The sequence below is a fragment of the Zooshikella sp. RANM57 genome (genome assembly GCF_050749885.1).
Taxonomy (GTDB): Bacteria; Pseudomonadota; Gammaproteobacteria; order Pseudomonadales; family Zooshikellaceae; genus Zooshikella.
This window is the reverse complement of the sequence record NZ_JBOIUB010000010.1, coordinates 55450-72572: the sequence shown is the minus strand read 5'-3', so window position 1 is coordinate 72572 and position 17123 is coordinate 55450. Positions and strand designations below refer to the sequence as shown.

General features: G+C 39.2%; 13 protein-coding genes. 7 read left to right on the top strand and 6 right to left on the bottom strand.

The window, feature by feature from the left end; translation table 11 throughout:
* The first annotated feature begins 341 nt into the window (after window positions 1-341).
* A complete protein-coding gene (locus ACQ96U_RS19440) occupies window positions 342-1022 on the top strand; it encodes an OmpW family outer membrane protein (RefSeq protein ID WP_431722929.1) in 681 nt (226 codons plus the stop codon).
* Window positions 1023-1096: 74 nt separating this feature from the next.
* On the opposite strand, the gene ACQ96U_RS19435 is transcribed toward ACQ96U_RS19440, so the two are convergent.
* Window positions 1097-1978 (bottom strand): SDR family oxidoreductase, encoded by an 882-nt coding sequence (locus ACQ96U_RS19435; protein ID WP_431722928.1) that lies wholly within the window; start codon window positions 1976-1978, stop codon window positions 1097-1099.
* Between the two features lie 657 nt (window positions 1979-2635).
* Here ACQ96U_RS19435 and ACQ96U_RS19430 point away from each other — a divergent pair.
* The 3 genes from ACQ96U_RS19430 to ACQ96U_RS19420 all read left to right on the top strand — a co-directional run bounded on the left by ACQ96U_RS19430 (window position 2636) and on the right by ACQ96U_RS19420 (window position 9013).
* Window positions 2636-5077 carry an EAL domain-containing protein gene (locus ACQ96U_RS19430; protein ID WP_431722927.1) on the top strand — a complete coding sequence of 814 codons (2442 nt, stop codon included), beginning with the start codon at window positions 2636-2638 and terminating at the stop codon, window positions 5075-5077.
* A 166-nt stretch (window positions 5078-5243) separates the two neighbouring features.
* A complete protein-coding gene (locus ACQ96U_RS19425) occupies window positions 5244-6989 on the top strand; it encodes a PAS domain S-box protein (RefSeq protein WP_431722926.1) in 1746 nt (581 codons plus the stop codon).
* Window positions 6990-7441: 452 nt separating this feature from the next.
* Entirely contained in the window at window positions 7442-9013 is a 1572-nt protein-coding gene (locus ACQ96U_RS19420) for an ATP-binding response regulator (protein ID WP_431722925.1), read from the top strand.
* A gap of 120 nt (window positions 9014-9133) precedes the next feature.
* On the opposite strand, the gene ACQ96U_RS19415 is transcribed toward ACQ96U_RS19420, so the two are convergent.
* Window positions 9134-9487 (bottom strand): hypothetical protein, encoded by a 354-nt coding sequence (locus tag ACQ96U_RS19415; RefSeq protein WP_431722924.1) that lies wholly within the window; start codon window positions 9485-9487, stop codon window positions 9134-9136.
* Between the two features lie 377 nt (window positions 9488-9864).
* Between ACQ96U_RS19415 and ACQ96U_RS19410 the strand changes: the two genes are divergently transcribed.
* On the top strand, window positions 9865-10635 hold the full coding sequence (locus ACQ96U_RS19410) for a substrate-binding periplasmic protein (protein ID WP_431722923.1): 771 nt from the start codon (window positions 9865-9867) through the stop codon (window positions 10633-10635).
* A gap of 2 nt (window positions 10636-10637) precedes the next feature.
* Here the strand turns inward: ACQ96U_RS19410 and ACQ96U_RS19405 are convergent, their stop codons facing one another.
* Window positions 10638-11471 carry a substrate-binding periplasmic protein gene (locus tag ACQ96U_RS19405; RefSeq protein WP_431722922.1) on the bottom strand — a complete coding sequence of 278 codons (834 nt, stop codon included), beginning with the start codon at window positions 11469-11471 and terminating at the stop codon, window positions 10638-10640.
* Window positions 11472-11811: 340 nt separating this feature from the next.
* Here ACQ96U_RS19405 and ACQ96U_RS19400 point away from each other — a divergent pair, with 340 nt between their 5' ends.
* Window positions 11812-12480: a hypothetical protein gene (locus ACQ96U_RS19400; protein ID WP_431722921.1), complete on the top strand. Its 669-nt coding sequence runs from the start codon at window positions 11812-11814 to the stop codon at window positions 12478-12480.
* A gap of 112 nt (window positions 12481-12592) precedes the next feature.
* On the opposite strand, the gene ACQ96U_RS19395 is transcribed toward ACQ96U_RS19400, so the two are convergent.
* Window positions 12593-13819: an RtcB family protein gene (locus tag ACQ96U_RS19395; protein ID WP_431722920.1), complete on the bottom strand. Its 1227-nt coding sequence runs from the start codon at window positions 13817-13819 to the stop codon at window positions 12593-12595.
* A 158-nt stretch (window positions 13820-13977) separates the two neighbouring features.
* Between ACQ96U_RS19395 and ACQ96U_RS19390 the strand changes: the two genes are divergently transcribed.
* On the top strand, window positions 13978-14688 hold the full coding sequence (locus ACQ96U_RS19390) for an HD domain-containing protein (protein WP_431722919.1): 711 nt from the start codon (window positions 13978-13980) through the stop codon (window positions 14686-14688).
* 82 nt (window positions 14689-14770) lie between these two features.
* Here ACQ96U_RS19390 and ACQ96U_RS19385 read toward each other — a convergent pair whose 3' ends face one another.
* Window positions 14771-15637, bottom strand: coding sequence for a helix-hairpin-helix domain-containing protein (locus ACQ96U_RS19385; RefSeq protein ID WP_431722918.1), 867 nt, complete (start codon window positions 15635-15637; stop codon window positions 14771-14773).
* A 511-nt stretch (window positions 15638-16148) separates the two neighbouring features.
* Window positions 16149-16892 (bottom strand): monofunctional biosynthetic peptidoglycan transglycosylase, encoded by a 744-nt coding sequence (gene mtgA, locus ACQ96U_RS19380; protein WP_431722917.1) that lies wholly within the window; start codon window positions 16890-16892, stop codon window positions 16149-16151.
* Window positions 16893-17123: the final 231 nt, after the last annotated feature.

Genomic DNA, 17123 nt, shown 5'->3' with positions numbered 1-17123 from the left:
TTAATTTAATCATACTAGCGCATCGCTACTTAACCAACCTATCAAACTTTATGTCTATTGCGTCAAATCAACTTTTATTAACAATTTATTTTTACAATACGAATCCTGAAGTATAAGTCATAAGTCGTTTACCTTTCGTCACTTGGTGCCATCATGAGGAAGGATCAAGGGTATACAACAAAAGCAGCATGGATAAAACCTGCGACGTAATAAAACATTTTCATTAATAAACGTAATTTTTTGCAGCTATTTATGTAATTTCTCTCACCTCTGTACGCCACCTTTTGTTGAGAGTTATTGCGGTTAATAACAACCTGTGAACACACTAAAAGGTAACTCCTATGAAGTTAACGCCTATCGCGCTTATCACATTAACCAGTGTCAGCCTTTCTTTACTCCCTTCGCTAGCCTCTGCCCACAAAGCGGGTGATTTCATCCTACGTGCAGGTGCTGCAACAGTTGACCCTAATGAGGATAGTGGTTCAGTGTTTGTTGGGGGAGCAAATACAGGAATGGAAGTTGGAGCTGACAGCAATACCCAGCTGGGTTTAACGTTTACCTACATGCTTGCAGACCACTGGGGAATAGGCTTATTAGCGGCTACCCCCTTTGAGCACACCTTAAGCTTAAAGAAAAGTGTACTGGGTTTAGGTGATGGTACGCTTGCAGATATGAAACACCTGCCGCCTACCGTCACTTTACAATATTATTTCAATCAACCAACAAGTACTTTTCAGCCTTATGTTGGTGCAGGTATTAACTACACAACATTTTTTGATGAAGATTTCAGTTCTACCCGAAAAAATCAAGGGTTTAGTAGCTTAGATTTAGATGACTCCTGGGGTTGGGCTGCTGAAGTTGGCCTAGACTATCAAATCAATGATAAATGGGTTGTTAATGGTGCATTGTGGTACCTTGATATTGATACCACTGCAGAATTTAGATTTGGTGGATCAAAATCCAAAGTTGATGTTGATATTGACCCTTGGGTTTACATGCTGGGTGTAGGTTATAAGTTTTAACCTTCTTCTATTCTGCTAATCATTGTTGGTTTGTCTGCCATATTGACACGACAGACAAACTAACAAGCTAGGCCTCAATTATTTTGCTCATACAGTTTTTTCATTATTCTAACCAATCCAGTTCGCCACGGTTTAGCATGAATACCAAAGGTGCGCAGAATTTTTCGATTGGCTAGTCGGTCATTACGACGAGCACGGAGTCGCTCTAATTGCTCCGTCTCAACCACATTAATACAGTTAATCGGTAAATCTTCAAACTGAGACGCTTCGTTATAAATCACCTCATTAAACTTACTCTCTGATACGGCTTCTACACCCGCATAATGATAGGTACCAAACACCTGCGCATCACAGTCCAATTGATATAGGATTGTCATAAACACTTTGGCAACATTTTCAGCAGGGGTCGGATTCCCTAGCTTATCACTGGCAACCGTTATTGGTTTGTGTAACCGCAACGCCGTTAATGTACGATTGACCATATTCTCTCGCCGAGCACTAATAACCCAGCCCACACGTAGAATAATATGTCGAGGACAACGGTCACGGATCTGTTGTTCTCCCTGCCAGATACTACATGCCAATACACCTTGAGGGTTTGGCTCATCTTCCTCGGTATAAGGGTCAGATTTACAACCATCAAACACCAGATACGATGATAAGTGTATAAGTATCATACCCATTGCATGACACAAGTCTGCCAGGGCTGCAACAGCATCCCGGTTAATTGCAAAACAGCGGGAAGGCTCTTGCTCCGCACGACTTAGGCTTCTGTAACCTGCACAGTTAACAACCATGGAGGGTTGAAACTCATTCAAAATATCATGAAGTGCTTGTGCATTAGCAATATCCAGTTCACTTCTGGAAGGTGCCAAAAACTCAATATCTTTTTGGCGTAATATTTCACACAAGCGATGTCCAGTTTGGCCTGAACCACCAATTGCCAGAACTTTCATGCTGTTTTTCTACTAACTCCTATACATGTTACCCTCTGACAGTCAATGAACGCTCTCCCATCAGAAAGTCTTCATATACCCACCATCTCAGTTGTTATGTACAACGATCAAGCAATAAAGCTCAGGAGCTTATATTAATAAGTGGTTGGGGTGAAGAGCTTCAACGTAAAACCTTAGCTAACTTATCAAAGAAAATAGTGAGAAGAATATAAGCACACTAACACTTTTGATTAAACACTAAGAACATTCATGGTCAACTAGACCTCGTATAAATCCTTTCCAGACTCGTTTTAATCATAGGCTGTTCATTTTACTTTTATGTCCGCACTTATACGCGTAATCAATTTGCAATAAAATATTATATTAAGAACGCTATTCTTAAAAACGTCATCCCGCCTTCACAAATCACTTTTATCGTACTCCTGCAAAATATAACCAAATATAGAAACAATATAATGGCACATAACGAAGACACTTCATTGTTCTATTATGGTATGAACTATAATTCATATATGAGTTAATACTACAGTCAGCAATGACTAATAAAATAACATGCTCTAGCGACAAGGACGTTATTGTTTAAACCACTTGTATAATGAAAATTAGGCAGCTGATTATGCTTATTTTCAAAATCAGTAGGACGAGGGCTGCGTCTTTATGAATACGTCAAACATTCTTGTCGTTGAGGATGAAAAAGTAGTTGCCCTGGATATAAAAAGGCGCTTGATACGTCTCGGGTACAATGTGACAGGCATGGCTTCAAGTGCTGTACATGCCGAGCGACTTATCATTAAAACGCTGCCTGATCTGGTCTTAATGGATATTCATATTCAGGGAGATACTGATGGAATTGAACTCGCTAGTGTTTTGCAAAAACGCTATCACATTCCTGTCATTTATCTAACCGCTTATTCAGAAGAAAAAACCATAGCCCGTGCCAGTGAAACAAAACCCTATGGTTATCTTCTTAAACCTTTTTCAGAAAGAGAGTTACATGTAGCGATTCAAGTAGCAATCGAACGGTTTAAATCAGATCATTCATTGAGAAAAAGTGAAACACACCTAAGACTCGCTTTAGAAGCAGCCAACTTGGCCACATGGGAAACCAACCCCAATATTTGTGAAGTTTATTTTACCAAAAATACTCAAGGCGTCTTATCTCCAGTTGAAAGCTGGAATGAGTTACTGGAAAAAATCCATAGAGAAGATAAAAGTAAAGTCCTCAAGAGTATTAATCTACTACGACAGCAGCATGAACAACGTATGGAGTTTGAGTTCCGTGTCGTCGATACTTTATCCCACTTGAGGTGGTTCAAGCTTTATGGAAAATCATTTTGTATTGAAAATACAGATGAGGTTCAAGTGGTTGGTGTTATACAGGATATTACACAATTAAAAGAAACCGAAGAGCAACTGAGTAGTGCCGCGATCGTATTTCAAAGTACGGCAGAAGGGATAGCTATCCTAAATACCTCAAAAAAAGTAGATAGTATCAATAATGCATTCACCGTTATTACCGGTTTTGATCAAGAAGACTTATTAGATAAAGAGCTGCCTATACTGTCAAAAATCAATCTTGGCAATACACGTTACCAAACGATTTGGCAACACGTTTCTCAAGAGCGATATTGGCAGGGAGAGATTACAACATTTAGACATAATGAACAGCTGGTTTATATGTGGGTTAATATTTCCACCGTAACTAATGCTAATGGCTCGATTTCGAAGTTCATTGTGGTTATTTCTGATATTTCTGCGATGCGTGAGGCCCAAGAAAAACTCTCTTACATTGCTTACTTTGATGGCTTAACAGATTTACCCAATCGTACCTTACTCATGAATCGACTTGAGCAGGAGCTTAAGCGGAGTAAACGCTATAAGCAAAAACTGGCACTTCTTTTTATTGACTTAGACCACTTCAAAAGAATCAACGACACTCTGGGCCATCAAGTAGGTGATAAGATGTTACGCGCTGTGGCTAAACGTTTAAAATCGGTCTTACGTGATTCAGATATAGTCGGTCGACTCGGTGGTGATGAATTTATTGTTATTATGTCTAATTTACCTAAAGATGAAGATGCCGCCATTCTATCCAAAAAAATTCTGAAAACACTCACAGAACCCATGTTATTAAGTAATACTGAAATAATCCCAAGTTGTAGTATTGGTATAAGCCTTTACCCCAAAGATTCGAATAAACAAGATTCACTGATTCAAATGGCTGATACCGCCATGTATGCCGCAAAAGAAAAAGGTCGTAATAATTATTCCTTTTACTCACCAGAGATGACCGAATATGCCGTTCATTACTTAACCCGAGAAAATGAATTAAGAAAGGCTGTACAAAAAAATGAATTTAAACTCTTTTTTCAACCTCAAGTTGATACCAACACCGGGAAACTCATTGGTTTGGAGTCGCTCATCCGCTGGGAAACCGAAAAACACGGTTTAATGCCCGCCTCTGAAATCATTCCTATTGCTGAATCAAGCCACTTAATTATCAGTGTGGGCAACTGGGTCTTAACAGAAACATGCCGGCAAATAAGAGCATGGCTTGATCAAGGGATACCATTGCTGCGTGTAGCCGTCAATATCTCAATTCGTCAACTCACTGATGGAAAACTTCCTCAGTTTATTAGTGAACTCCTAAAAAAATATCGTCTGCCTCCAGACTGCCTTGAGTTGGAGGTAACAGAATCCTGTTTACAGGACGATGATATGTGCCTGCTCACATTAAGGAAAATAAATGGGTTAGGCATTACTATTTCAATAGATGACTTTGGTACAGGCTACTCTTGCATGGGATCACTGAAACAATTACCCATACAACGTTTAAAAATAGACCAAATATTTGTTAAAGATATTCCTAAGCAAGATGATGATTGTGCTATTGTTTCTGCGATCATTGCGCTAGGTCACCAACTACATTTAAGGGTGATCGCTGAGGGCGTTGAAACATTAGAACAATATAATTACTTGAAGAATATTCATTGTGATGAATTACAAGGATATTATTTTTGTATTCCCATGAATGCACAAGATACTGAGGAATACTTACTTTCAGCCGTTAAAAATAATAAATTTGAGCCACTGAAATAATTTACATTATTTTAACTCTCCTAAAAAAACCTACCCTATTTCATCGATAATGGTACTATTAATTGATTAAATGCATTAAATTGTCATACGTATACTATAGTTGTTACATACTTACACTACACAATAGTTGTTAATCGTCATTCATTCTCTCCTTCGTTGGTAGAATATGGAAAGTTCGATAAAAACCAAAGATATGGTGCACCTTGCGGTCGAAGCATCGCCAAACGGTATGATACTTACCAATAAACAGGGCCATATTTTACTGGTAAATAAAACAACTGAAGCCTTATTTGGTTACCAACGAGAAGAACTCATTGATCAACCGATTGATATTTTAATACCAGAGCGCCATAGAGAGAACCACCCTCAACTTTTACAAACCTATTTCAATGATCCCAAAGCACGACCAATGGGATTAGGCCTGAACTTATTTGGCTTACATAAAAGTGGTAAAGAAATTCCCATCGAAATAGGCTTAAACCCAATACAAGCCGATGAAGACATTTATGTTTTAGCCGCCATTGTTGATATCCGAAAACAAAAACATGCTGAAGAAATGATGCACTTAGCGGTTGAAGCCTCCCCCAACGGTATGATCATGGCTGACGCCAAAGGTATCATTGTACTGGTCAACTCTGCGACTGAATCCATGTTTGGCTATTCACGAGATGAACTTATGGGACATGAGCTTGATAAGCTTATCCCACAACGCTTTCGTGCGCGCCACCCGGTATTACGTGAAGAATATCTGAAACACCCTAAAACCAGACCCATGGGGCAAGGTAGAGAACTTTTTGGACTGCATAAGGCAGGCCATGAGTTCCCTGTAGAAATTGGTTTAAACCCTATAGAAACCTCTCATGGTCTGCTAGTACTGGCCTCTGTCATCAATATTACCGAACGCCACCACGCTGAAGAAATGGTCTCTCTAGCCGTTGAAGCCTCACCCAACGGCATGGTGATGGTTAACCGTGATGGCGCCATTATTATGGTAAACACAACTGCAGAGACATTATTTGGCTACGCTCGGTCTGAGCTTATTGGGCAGCCGATTGAAATTTTGGTACCAAGCCGCTTTAGAAAGCTCCATCCTGAACTTCGTATGAATTACTTATATTCACCGAAAGCTCGTGCTATGGGACATGGCAGAGATCTCTATGGGTTACACAAAAATGGAACTGAATTTCCTGTAGAAATTGGGCTTACGCCTATAAAAATGAAATCAGGTATGAGTATACTTGCTTCCATTGTGGATATTACCGAGCGTAAAGCGCAAGAAGGCCAACTACGAAGTGCGTTGCATGAAAAAGACGTACTCTTGGCCGAAGTACACCATCGAGTGAAAAATAATTTACAAATTATCGATAGTTTATTGGGCATGCAGTCAGATCAGGTTTTTGATGGGAAAGCACTGGAAATACTGACAGAAAGCCAAAACCGTGTTCGCTCGATGGCACTTATTCATCAAACACTTTATGAGTCCCGAGATTTCTCCAGCGTTGATATCTATGATGTCATTCCAAGCTTGGTTGATAACCTTTGCTACTCTTACACTCTCGATGCGACCCAAATTAATGTCGAAATGAACATTGTCAAAGCCCAGCTTCCTATTGATATCAGTATTCCATTGGGACTGATCATTAACGAACTCTGTTCAAATGCTATTAAACATGCATTTCCAGACAATCTCGAAGGTACCATTCAAATTTGCTTTAAAGATATGGGGAATGGCCAATACCAACTATCTGTCACTGATGATGGTATTGGTATTCCTGAAAGTTTTGATATTGAAGCCTCCTCATCATTGGGCCTTCTGCTCATCCAGCACTTAAGCGAGCAGCTCAATGGCAACCTTGTCATCAACCGCGCGAAACCTACTCGGTTTGAGCTAACATTTCCTGTTGACGCCTAGCTTTTTCCACAAAAAACCAGACCACATCAGCGCTTACCTACAATTACAAGTGCCATGAATGCGTATTTTTTTACATTCACCTCTTAAGGGATGACACGAAAAATGTTATTTTCTGCAAAATCAATCATAATAACCACGTTTAAATGATAGCTCAGCGAATACAATCCCCTCTTCTTCTAAGTATTATTCGTTAAGCTACAAACACTAAACGCCATCGTATTTGGTTTTAAGGATGGCATATTGGCTATAAAGTATTCAGCACACTGTTTTCTTTGAAACAAGTCTCAAGTTGAAACATCGATAAATGAAACGCAGATGGAGCCAAACCAAACACAAATAACAAATTGAAAGTTAGCGTACTGAACCCTAGGTATACATGTTCAGCTTATGAAAGATCCATTAAACACACAGTACAAATTCAGGTTTAAACGTACACAGGAACGGCAGTATCCATGAACTCTGTTGAGCAAAGCCAAGCAAATAACAAGAATGCCGAGAATGACCGAATTTTGCTGGTTGACGACAATCCCGCCAACCTGCATGTGCTATTACAAACGTTAAATGGCCGTGGTTATAAGCTGCTCATCGCGAAAAATGGTGAAAGTGCGCTTAAAATTGCTCAACAAGAAAAACCAGCCTTAATATTACTGGATATTATCATGCCAGGGATAGATGGTTATGAGGTCTGCCAAATACTCAAAGCGGACCCTTTGACTCAGGATATTGCTATTATTTTCCTTTCATCCCTGGATGAAACCAAAGACAAAGTTAAGGGACTCAAGTTAGGTGCCACGGACTTTATTTCCAAGCCCTTTCAATCAGAAGAAGTCATTGCACGCGTTGAAAGCCAACTGAAAATCCACCAACTTGAACAAGCACTCGCTAAACGTAATAGACAGCTTGAGGCAGATAATGAACGCATTCTAGCCTCTATGACAGAAGGCGTCATTGGTGTTGATCAGCAAGCGCATATTACCTTTGTCAACCATGCCGCGACTCAATTGACGGGTTGGCATGAAGAACAATTGATCGGCCAAAACTTTCACCCACTTTTGCTGCATAGTTATGCAGATATGACACCTTGTGATTTTGATGAAACACCACTGTGGTATGTGCTACATCATGGACAACCACAACAGGTGGAGGATAGTATTTTTTGGCACCAACAAGGACATTGTTTTGCTGTTGACTATTCCTGCACACCGATTATAGAAAGTGGTCACACAACAGGTGCTGTCATTGTATTTAAAGATATCACTGAACGTAAACGCAGTGAGCAAGCACTTCAGCAAGCATTATCAGAACTGCAAGAACAACAGGATCGGTTAACTCATGTCTCTCGTTTGAGTACCATGGGGGAGATGGCCGCCGGGTTTGCCCATGAAGTCAACCAGCCACTCACTGCCATATCAAATTACTCACAAGTTTGTACTCGTATTTTAAAGCGAGATAATGTTGATTCAGACGTTCTCACTGATGCACTGGAAAAAATCGCAACTCAAGCGCGTCGTGCGGGTGAAATTATTGCACGTATCCGAAGCTTCGTTAAAAAGCCTGAACATTGTATTGAACAGGTTGATTGCAACAAGTTGATTAGTGATGTTGTAAAACTGGCGGAAGTGGATGCACGTCATAACACCATCCAAATACACTTTCACCCAGGGGAAGATATTCCACCCATAGCCGCTGATCCAGTACAAATTCAACAAGTTGCACTTAACTTGTTGCGTAATGCTATGGAAGCTATGAAAGGATTAGAAACCCAAGAAGAAGGCGTTCATATTTCAACCAATAAAATCAATGAACAGTTTGTCAAAGTGATGGTGATTGATCGAGGCCATGGATTATCACCAGAAGTAGCCGAAAACCTGTTTACGCCCTTCTTTACCACCAAGTCTACTGGTATGGGCATTGGCTTATCCGTGTGTGAATCCATTATGTCTTCTCATGGTGGAAAGTTAGGATTTGAGAATAATCCAGAGGGAGGCACTATTTTTTACTTTACCATTCCTATTGCGCAGTAAGTGCCTCACCTATTACTTATAGCACTGCACTCTTTTATTAATACATCATTTAATACCCAGCTTCAGCCAGACCATAGGCCTGCACATGCAGGCTATGTATTAAAATAACTACAAAGTGCCTTATGGCTTTCTAGGCTGCATCCGTTGGTCCACTTCTACATAATCAATAACAGCTAATTGCTCAACCCCTTGCACCATTTGCTTTAAATGTGCTTCATCTGTAGGTTCTGTACAGATAATAAGTCCTTTCTCTTGAAAACGTCGAATAACATAAAATGGATTCAGAATACTCACCTTACTTAACTCTTCAGTATATGCATCCTCCAATGGTTTCTTACCAGGATGGACTTGGTCATTAAAAACGACGATAAGGCGAACGCCACCTGAAGTAGGTGTTGTGCAGTCTGCCGCTGTTACACCAGCCATGGAGTACCCCAATACCAGCAAGCATATTAGAATTGATTTCTTGATCATTTGCTAATCCTTTAACCACTGTTTTTTCACGATAATACTACACATAGCGCATGTGTCCAGTCATCCGCATACATATAACCACATTACAATAAGCGACTATTTGCCATTTTCAGCAAACTCATACTAAGCTATCCATAGCGCACTTCATATCATTAAAACAATGCTGACTAAAAACTATCATTTGATGGTATGCCTAAATCCTCTCCATTATGTCAATTTCCTACACTGTATTTTATGTGTAATAGCACAATTAAATATATCCTTAACGAAGGATTTTTAGTGAAACTAGCCAGATATATTCAGGCTAGTGATGGCAGCATACAAACTGGAGTGTAAAGCGTCGATAACAGACCCTAAGTGACTCGTAAAGGGTATAAATGAAGATTCATATTATTTTAGCCATATTTTTTTCAATTTTTTGGCCATTCAATGTGGCAGCAAAAGAAGAAATCAGTATTGCAATTGGTGAATGGCTTCCTTTCATCAGCAAAGATCTTCCCCATTATGGAGTTGTCCCTCATATTTTGACAACCATTTTTTCCGCTAAGAATATCGATATTAAATATGGCTTTTTCCCCTGGAAACGATCATACCTTTATGTTCAGACAGGAAAGTGGCATGCTTCAGCTTTATGGGGAAAAACGAAAGAACGGCTTAACGACTGTTACTTTTCAGACATTGTTTATAGCGGTGAACTGGTTTTATTTCATCTAAAAACAACACCCATCACCTGGCAAGGTGATCCTGAAAAGCTTTATCAATTAAAAGGACTACATATTGGTATACCCATGGAATCTGCTAAAGCTAAACTCCTTGTCAAAGCAGAACAAGCGAAACTTATTAACTACATCACTGGAACAGATAAAATATCAACATTCCGCATGCTCATTGCCAAGCGATTTGAAGCACTTGATGAAAATAAAGATGTGGGGTTACATATCATCCATTCTCAGCTGCCTGCCGAATATCTAGATGAAATCTCCTTTACCAAGCCGTATGAACGTTGGGATTACCACTTAATATTTTCAAAAGAAATAGAGCAAAATAAATCCTTTTTGAAGATTTTTAACGAAGGATTAAAAGAATTAAAATCTACAGGCCAATACCAACGACTTTGGAATGATTTTTATAATGGAAAGTATCATTAGATTCATTGCCAGTCTTTTACGCCATATTTTTTTAAGATTTCCTCCAACTTGCCACTTGCTCTCAAACTGTCCATTCCGTCGCTCAAAATATCAGCATACTCTTTTGCTCTATCGTTCACAGGGGAAAAGGCAACGTACATTTTATCTTTAGAAATACACCCAGCCTCTCTAATTGTTTTTGCTTTTTTATTTTTAAAATAATAATCCATCACTTCACGACCATCGATGATAACATCAACGCGTCCCTGCTCTACTCGTCGGATATTGGTATTAAGTGCATCCTTATCCTCACCTGAAATAGGTATTACCCAATAGCCATTGATTTCCTGTTGAATATATTGATCCAACTCCCCCCCATTATCATAGTCATAATCTTGTACGACCCCCAAACGTAGACTGGCTAAAGACTTAATGCCATCGTACTGCCAAGTAGAATTAAGTCGTGTAAAAAAGCACATATGATAGTAGGATTGACCTTTTTCAGGAAAAATAAAATCCGGTACTGTGGCCGGAACAGTGCCCAACAAACCATCATAAATACCATTTTGAGCACCACGAATAGCCCTGGTCCATGGGACAACAACGAGATTAACTTGATGTCCATGCTCACTCAATATTTCATGAACAATCTCTACAAAAAAACCAGGTTGATCATTTAAGCCTGTTTCACTTGAAGCATCAGGACAAATATAAGGACACCAACTCCCTGTCGCTAATACAATGGTATCACATGCCCCTTTTATAGGGATGCAAGCCGCAAAGCATAATGCTATCAGGAAGATGAAATGTAATTGTCTTTTGCTGTTCACTCTGACGTCAATCTCAAAGTCTGCCATATTAATACTTATGGGTACCTCTAAAAAAAGTGCACTTTTAGAGGTGTCCTTACAATAAACTATAGACATTAATTGTGACCACGATAGTTTTTTAAAGCTCCTTCAAATAAATCACGCTAAGTAGTAAATTAACTCACCCAAAAACTGATTACATTATAAATACATTGACTCACCTTATTCACAAAGATGAACTAAATTTAATATTTCGCACTTTCAAGCAATAATTAAATTTAATTATCATCAATCTTATAAAGATATATTTACTTTACTAACGCTATTAGGTTTAATCTATCTTGCTCACTTGTTTTCACACTCTATTTTCACACTTCAAGAGGCACCTATGTATCACCTTAAAACAAAGGTTTCTACGTTATTCGTTTGGTTTCTTATTATCTTTAGCAGCTCTGCGCTTGCATCCCAAACACCCTTAACAGTCGATAATAAAAAACTTCGCCCTCTACTGAATAGCGAGCGTATTGAGTTAAAGTTTGGAAGCTATGGGATAGATGTACTGGAATCAGGCGCATCAACGAGAGTCTCTCGCTTATACAGTACTCATGGTGCTAACAAAACAACCAGAACATTAGCCATTGTGCGTTACCCCGAACACGTTGACTCATCTTTTTCCACTGCACATAAAAAAATCCTCGGTGGCGGCTCCATTGGTGCCGTGTTAAAAGCCGCAGGTTGGAAAATAACTAAACAGCCTATGTACTTTGGTGAACTAAAATCTAGCAGTGATCTGGCGCCATTATACAAAAGCTTTCATGTAACAATGAAAGAAAATTTGGCCATTCATATATACTCGCTATATATTGAGAAAAATAATCAAAAATTCATGTATGCTACGATCGCAGAAGTTCATCAACCAACTTACTTAACGCTCAATGATTTAAAAGAAATATATAATAAAGATTATGATAATTTTAATAAACCGACTGACCATGTTCAGCAAATAATATCGCTTATTCACGATAAAATTAAATCCTTAACTATACCAACAACATAATATCCCTATTTAATTAAAACAAAAAATAAGCACTATTATAAGCGCTTATGCTTCCCCCTCATTAAAGGGCACCTCTAAAGTATCTTAAGGCTAAGACTTAATCTTACCAAAACTAACCTTTTACACAGACAATTTGTTTGAGCGTATAAACGACTTCTATCAAGTCAGACTGCGCAGCCATGACTTTATCAATCGGTTTATACGCGGCGGGCGTTTCATCTATAACAGCTTCATCTTTACGACACTCTACTCCTTGTGTTGCCGCTAAGTGTTCTGCCAATGTAACCACTTTCTTTGCTTGAGTTCGAGACATAACACGCCCAGCACCATGGCTACAGCTATGAAAGCTTTCAGGATTACCCTTACCTCGCACAATAAACGATTTTGCCCCCATGCTTCCAGGAATAATCCCTAACTGTCCCTCTTTGGCACTCACAGCACCTTTGCGAGTAACCCATACATCATTACCATAATGATGCTCACGATTCACATAGTTATGATGGCAGTTAACGGCCTCAACATGCGCCTCAAACGTTCGATGCAATACCTTTTGGACAGCCTGAATCACCCGCTGCATCATGACCTCTCGATTAATACGAGCATAGTTTTGAGCCCATTCAACACTTTGCATATAGTCCGCAAATAACTCAGAACCTTCAGGCAAGTAAGCCAAATCTCGGTCAGGCAACTGAATTTGCCAACGCTCCATTTCTTTCTTAGCAAGTTCAATAAAGTGGGTTCCAATTCTGTTACCCACACCACGGGAGCCACTATGCAACATAAACCACACACTGTCTTTTTCATCCAGACACACTTCGATAAAGTGATTGCCTGTGCCTAAGGTTCCCAAGTGATTCACATTATTGGTTTGTTTTAATACAGCATGCTTTTCCTGCAGCTGATCAAAGACAGTAGCTAATGAACGCCATGCACAAGCTACATCATGAGGAATATCTCCCCAGGCACCTTTATCACGCCCTTTTCTGGCTCTCGCTGACCGCCCATGAGGAACAGCTTGCTCAATTGCACTTCGAATTCCGCCAAGATTTTCAGGTAAGTCACTGGCTGTTAAGGAAGTTTTGCACGCCATCATACCGCAACCGATATCCACACCTACTGCAGCGGGGATGACACAATCAATAGTAGGTACCACACTACCTATTGTGGCTCCCTTACCAAGATGCACATCAGGCATTACCGCCAACCACTTATATACAAAGGGCAATTGCGCTATATTCAATAATTGTTGTTTAGCAGCTTGTTCAAAGGCAACATCACATGTCCACGCTTTAATGGGTACACCTTTTTGCCCTTGAACAACTTCATATTTTCTACACATTGGAATGTTATCTCGTTTAGTCAAATAAAAGTAAGATAATCAACATTAAACAAAGACCATGCCAAAAATTTTTTACTTAAAATTCAATGGGATATTAAATAACTCTCTAACTCTGACTATCTATAAAGATAGATAGTTATCAATAAAGTGAAAGCCATATGTCCGCCGACTCTATATCTTCCCAATTACTGCATCATCCAGTCATTCGTAAACTTTATGGTACCTGGCGACAATCCCTTTATGCGGCAAAAGCAGAGTGTGACCACCAAACTCAATATGAGGTTTTTGCCCATCTCATTTCACAATATCAACAGCCTCACCGCCACTACCATACTATCTACCATCTGGCACATTTGATAACGCTTGCAGAACGGTTTGCTCACTTATGTCAGGACTTGCCAAGCATTATTTTGACCATCTTTTATCATGATAGTGTGTATAAAAGATTCAGTAAGAAAAACGAAATAGAAAGTGCCAAACAAGCTGCACAAGCATTACCACTACTGGGTGTGGATACGACTCACATTGAAAAAATCAGCCAATGGATACTTGCTACAGAGCAACATCAACCCAGTTCAAACAGTAAAGATGAGCAATTTTTTCTTGATTTAGATCTAGCTATACTTGCAACACCTGAAGCACTTTATCGGAGGTACCAGCAACAAGTGCGTATGGAGCACCGTTATATACCCTTATGGTTATACCGACGCTTAAGGAACAAAGTACTTTCCAGGTTAATATCGCGCCCAACCCTTTATTTTACACCTACATTACAATCACGTTGGGAAGAGCAGGCTAGAATCAATATCCGACAAGAAATTCTGGGAGAAAGGGCCACTACATCTGACTATAAGGAATGTGGTATTTGAAACATTTTCAATAGCAAAAAAAAGCTACCTTTCGGTAGCTAGCAACATGTTGTTGGAAACAAAAATTGGTCTACAGGCCGTGCTAAGAAGCAGCCTGACGAATATTCTCAAGTGTTTTCTTGCCCACTCTTGGCAAAGAGGTCAGTACCTCTTCAGGAGCTGCAGCAATTGCGTCTAATGACGTATAGCCTTGATTAAACAGTGTTTTTGCATTAGCGAGTGATAAACCGGTGATGACACGAGTTTCCTCTTTAATAATCAAGTCACTCATCCAGTTTTCTTTGCTTTTAAGCTTTTTTTGCCCCCAGCTATTCCACAGTGGATTTGCATCCATTTTAGCGCTCAACACTTTTAACTTTTCCTCATACGCTAAATTGCTTTCAACTGTTTCTCGGCAGGTTATTAAAAATGCTAAATACTCTGACTCCTCAACAAAGCCAATATCACTTTTAAACATGCCATTTTCATCAGTACGAAGTGCAAAATCAGCTGAACTTATCCACTCACCATTTTTCTTTTGTGTCAGCTCTTCAGGCAGTTCAGCAACGTGTTTACCATGCTGCTGAAGCACATCCAATGAAGTATATAATGTTAAGTTAGCAGCAAATACAAACGCGCCTCCTTCGGCCAGTGTTTGTGGCTCTATAGGAGTATCTTCACGTTCATCTTGTGTCACTGTAACCTGTTTAACATCCTCATCTTGTTCACTCGACTCAGGACAAGTCGAGTCAAACTGCGTTGACTTGTCTTGTGGCTCATTCTCTGCCACGGCAGCTTGAATATCCTCTGAAGACTGATCGTGAATAACTGGCTGATTATTCGCAATATTTTCTTGAGCCTGATGCGTTTTATCCTGCTGATCATTCAGATGATCATTATTATTTGTCTTATCACTAGTGTCATCTTCACTAGTTTTAGCACTAAACCATGAAAAGAGTTTTTTAAACATTCAGCCTCCGTCATTAAAACGTACTGAAAGTATCTTCAATAATGACTTACTTATGATGACTACTACTTCCATTTCGTAAACATGAACAACATGCCGTATAGGTTTTCATATCACCACATTCTCTGTATATCCCTTGTTATCAGCATATACAACTTATGGCAAATGATAAGCGTCATAAATTCAAGTCCCTATTGAAAATATAATATATACAGTGAAATAAAGTTACACGGGGTAAGAAGTCAATACTACTCTATGATAAAAAGCGTTGACCAGTTACAAACCAATAATCAAATAAAAAAACACTATATTTATGAGATAACTCACACTATAAAATAGTACTTAAGCAATATGAATATCACAACAATACACAAAAAAACATAATGTCACATGAATATATCCTCAACGAAAGATCGTTAAGTGCAACTATCAAGTAACGATAATGTATCATGCTTCGAAATTTTAAGCTAAAGAGTAGCACCCTTAAATATCTAACAATTAATTTAGCTGTTATTTATTTACCCTTAGGTACAAACTGCGACAAATAATTAAATCCACCCAACTGCTTAACTTGCCGTCTAATCCAGTTACTGCGTTTAACAACATAGTTTGATGGCCGATCGACTCGATAAATAACAGGGTTTGGTAATACCGCTGCTAATCTTGCAGCCTGCCAACCATTGAGTTCACTGGCGTTAATACGATAATACTGTTGTGCGGCTTGTTCTACACCAAAGGTACATTCACCAAACTGTGCCACATTTAAATAAACTTCTAAAATACGCTGTTTAGACCAAAACAGCTCAATTAAAACTGTAAAATAAACTTCCAAGGCCTTTCTAAATATGTTTTTAGCAGGCCAAAGAAAGACATTTTTTGCAACTTGCTGTGATATAGTGCTACCACCACGTATTTTTCCAGTCTTTAAGCGTGTCTGTAGGGCACTTTTCAACGCAGAAAAATCTAATCCCCAATGCGTTGCGAACTTTTGATCTTCTGCCGCTATTACCGCTATTGCAAGTTGCTTAGACGTTTGAGACCAAGGGGTCCACTGATAGCGAATAGATGAACAAGAAGTATCTGCAGATAACCGTTGCTGCAACATAAAAGATGTTGTTGGTAGCGGTAACCAACGAAAAAGCAGAACAAGCATGACCGAAAAGAAAACCCAGATTAGCATTAAACGCTTCATAAAATGCGTTACACGCATCATTAAGTTTTGTTTTTTACGTTTATGCCGAGCGTTTTTAGTCGCCATATGTCTTGAACTGTTAGGTCTGAAGTTGACAAGAAATACTCTAAACCGAGCTATTTATCTGGTTCACCTGAGAGCTGTTGGGCTCATAAAAACGTAAATAGTTCCTACTAACCTATTGTTATCCACCACTTTTCTGCTCTCTCTTGCATTGACTGTAAAACGGTACTTACCGTGTACTCCTTCAGCAACAGTATGTCTAAATAGCTACTCTTTATCGCTGCACAACATAGT

What these genes read in the sequence shown, in the direction of transcription:
- ACQ96U_RS19420 (WP_431722925.1), top strand. Translation starts at nt 7,442, where the DNA reads ATGAACTCTGTTGAGCAAAGCCAAGCAAATAACAAGAATGCCGAGAAT.
- mtgA (WP_431722917.1), bottom strand. Translation starts at nt 16,892, where the DNA reads ATGGCGACTAAAAACGCTCGGCATAAACGTAAAAAACAAAACTTAATG.
- ACQ96U_RS19430 (WP_431722927.1), top strand. Translation starts at nt 2,636, where the DNA reads ATGAATACGTCAAACATTCTTGTCGTTGAGGATGAAAAAGTAGTTGCC.
- ACQ96U_RS19440 (WP_431722929.1), top strand. Translation starts at nt 342, where the DNA reads ATGAAGTTAACGCCTATCGCGCTTATCACATTAACCAGTGTCAGCCTT.
- ACQ96U_RS19425 (WP_431722926.1), top strand. Translation starts at nt 5,244, where the DNA reads ATGGAAAGTTCGATAAAAACCAAAGATATGGTGCACCTTGCGGTCGAA.
- ACQ96U_RS19390 (WP_431722919.1), top strand. Translation starts at nt 13,978, where the DNA reads ATGTCCGCCGACTCTATATCTTCCCAATTACTGCATCATCCAGTCATT.
- ACQ96U_RS19435 (WP_431722928.1), bottom strand. Translation starts at nt 1,978, where the DNA reads ATGAAAGTTCTGGCAATTGGTGGTTCAGGCCAAACTGGACATCGCTTG.
- ACQ96U_RS19405 (WP_431722922.1), bottom strand. Translation starts at nt 11,471, where the DNA reads ATGGCAGACTTTGAGATTGACGTCAGAGTGAACAGCAAAAGACAATTA.
- ACQ96U_RS19410 (WP_431722923.1), top strand. Translation starts at nt 9,865, where the DNA reads ATGAAGATTCATATTATTTTAGCCATATTTTTTTCAATTTTTTGGCCA.
- ACQ96U_RS19400 (WP_431722921.1), top strand. Translation starts at nt 11,812, where the DNA reads ATGTATCACCTTAAAACAAAGGTTTCTACGTTATTCGTTTGGTTTCTT.
- ACQ96U_RS19385 (WP_431722918.1), bottom strand. Translation starts at nt 15,637, where the DNA reads ATGTTTAAAAAACTCTTTTCATGGTTTAGTGCTAAAACTAGTGAAGAT.
- ACQ96U_RS19395 (WP_431722920.1), bottom strand. Translation starts at nt 13,819, where the DNA reads ATGTGTAGAAAATATGAAGTTGTTCAAGGGCAAAAAGGTGTACCCATT.
- ACQ96U_RS19415 (WP_431722924.1), bottom strand. Translation starts at nt 9,487, where the DNA reads ATGATCAAGAAATCAATTCTAATATGCTTGCTGGTATTGGGGTACTCC.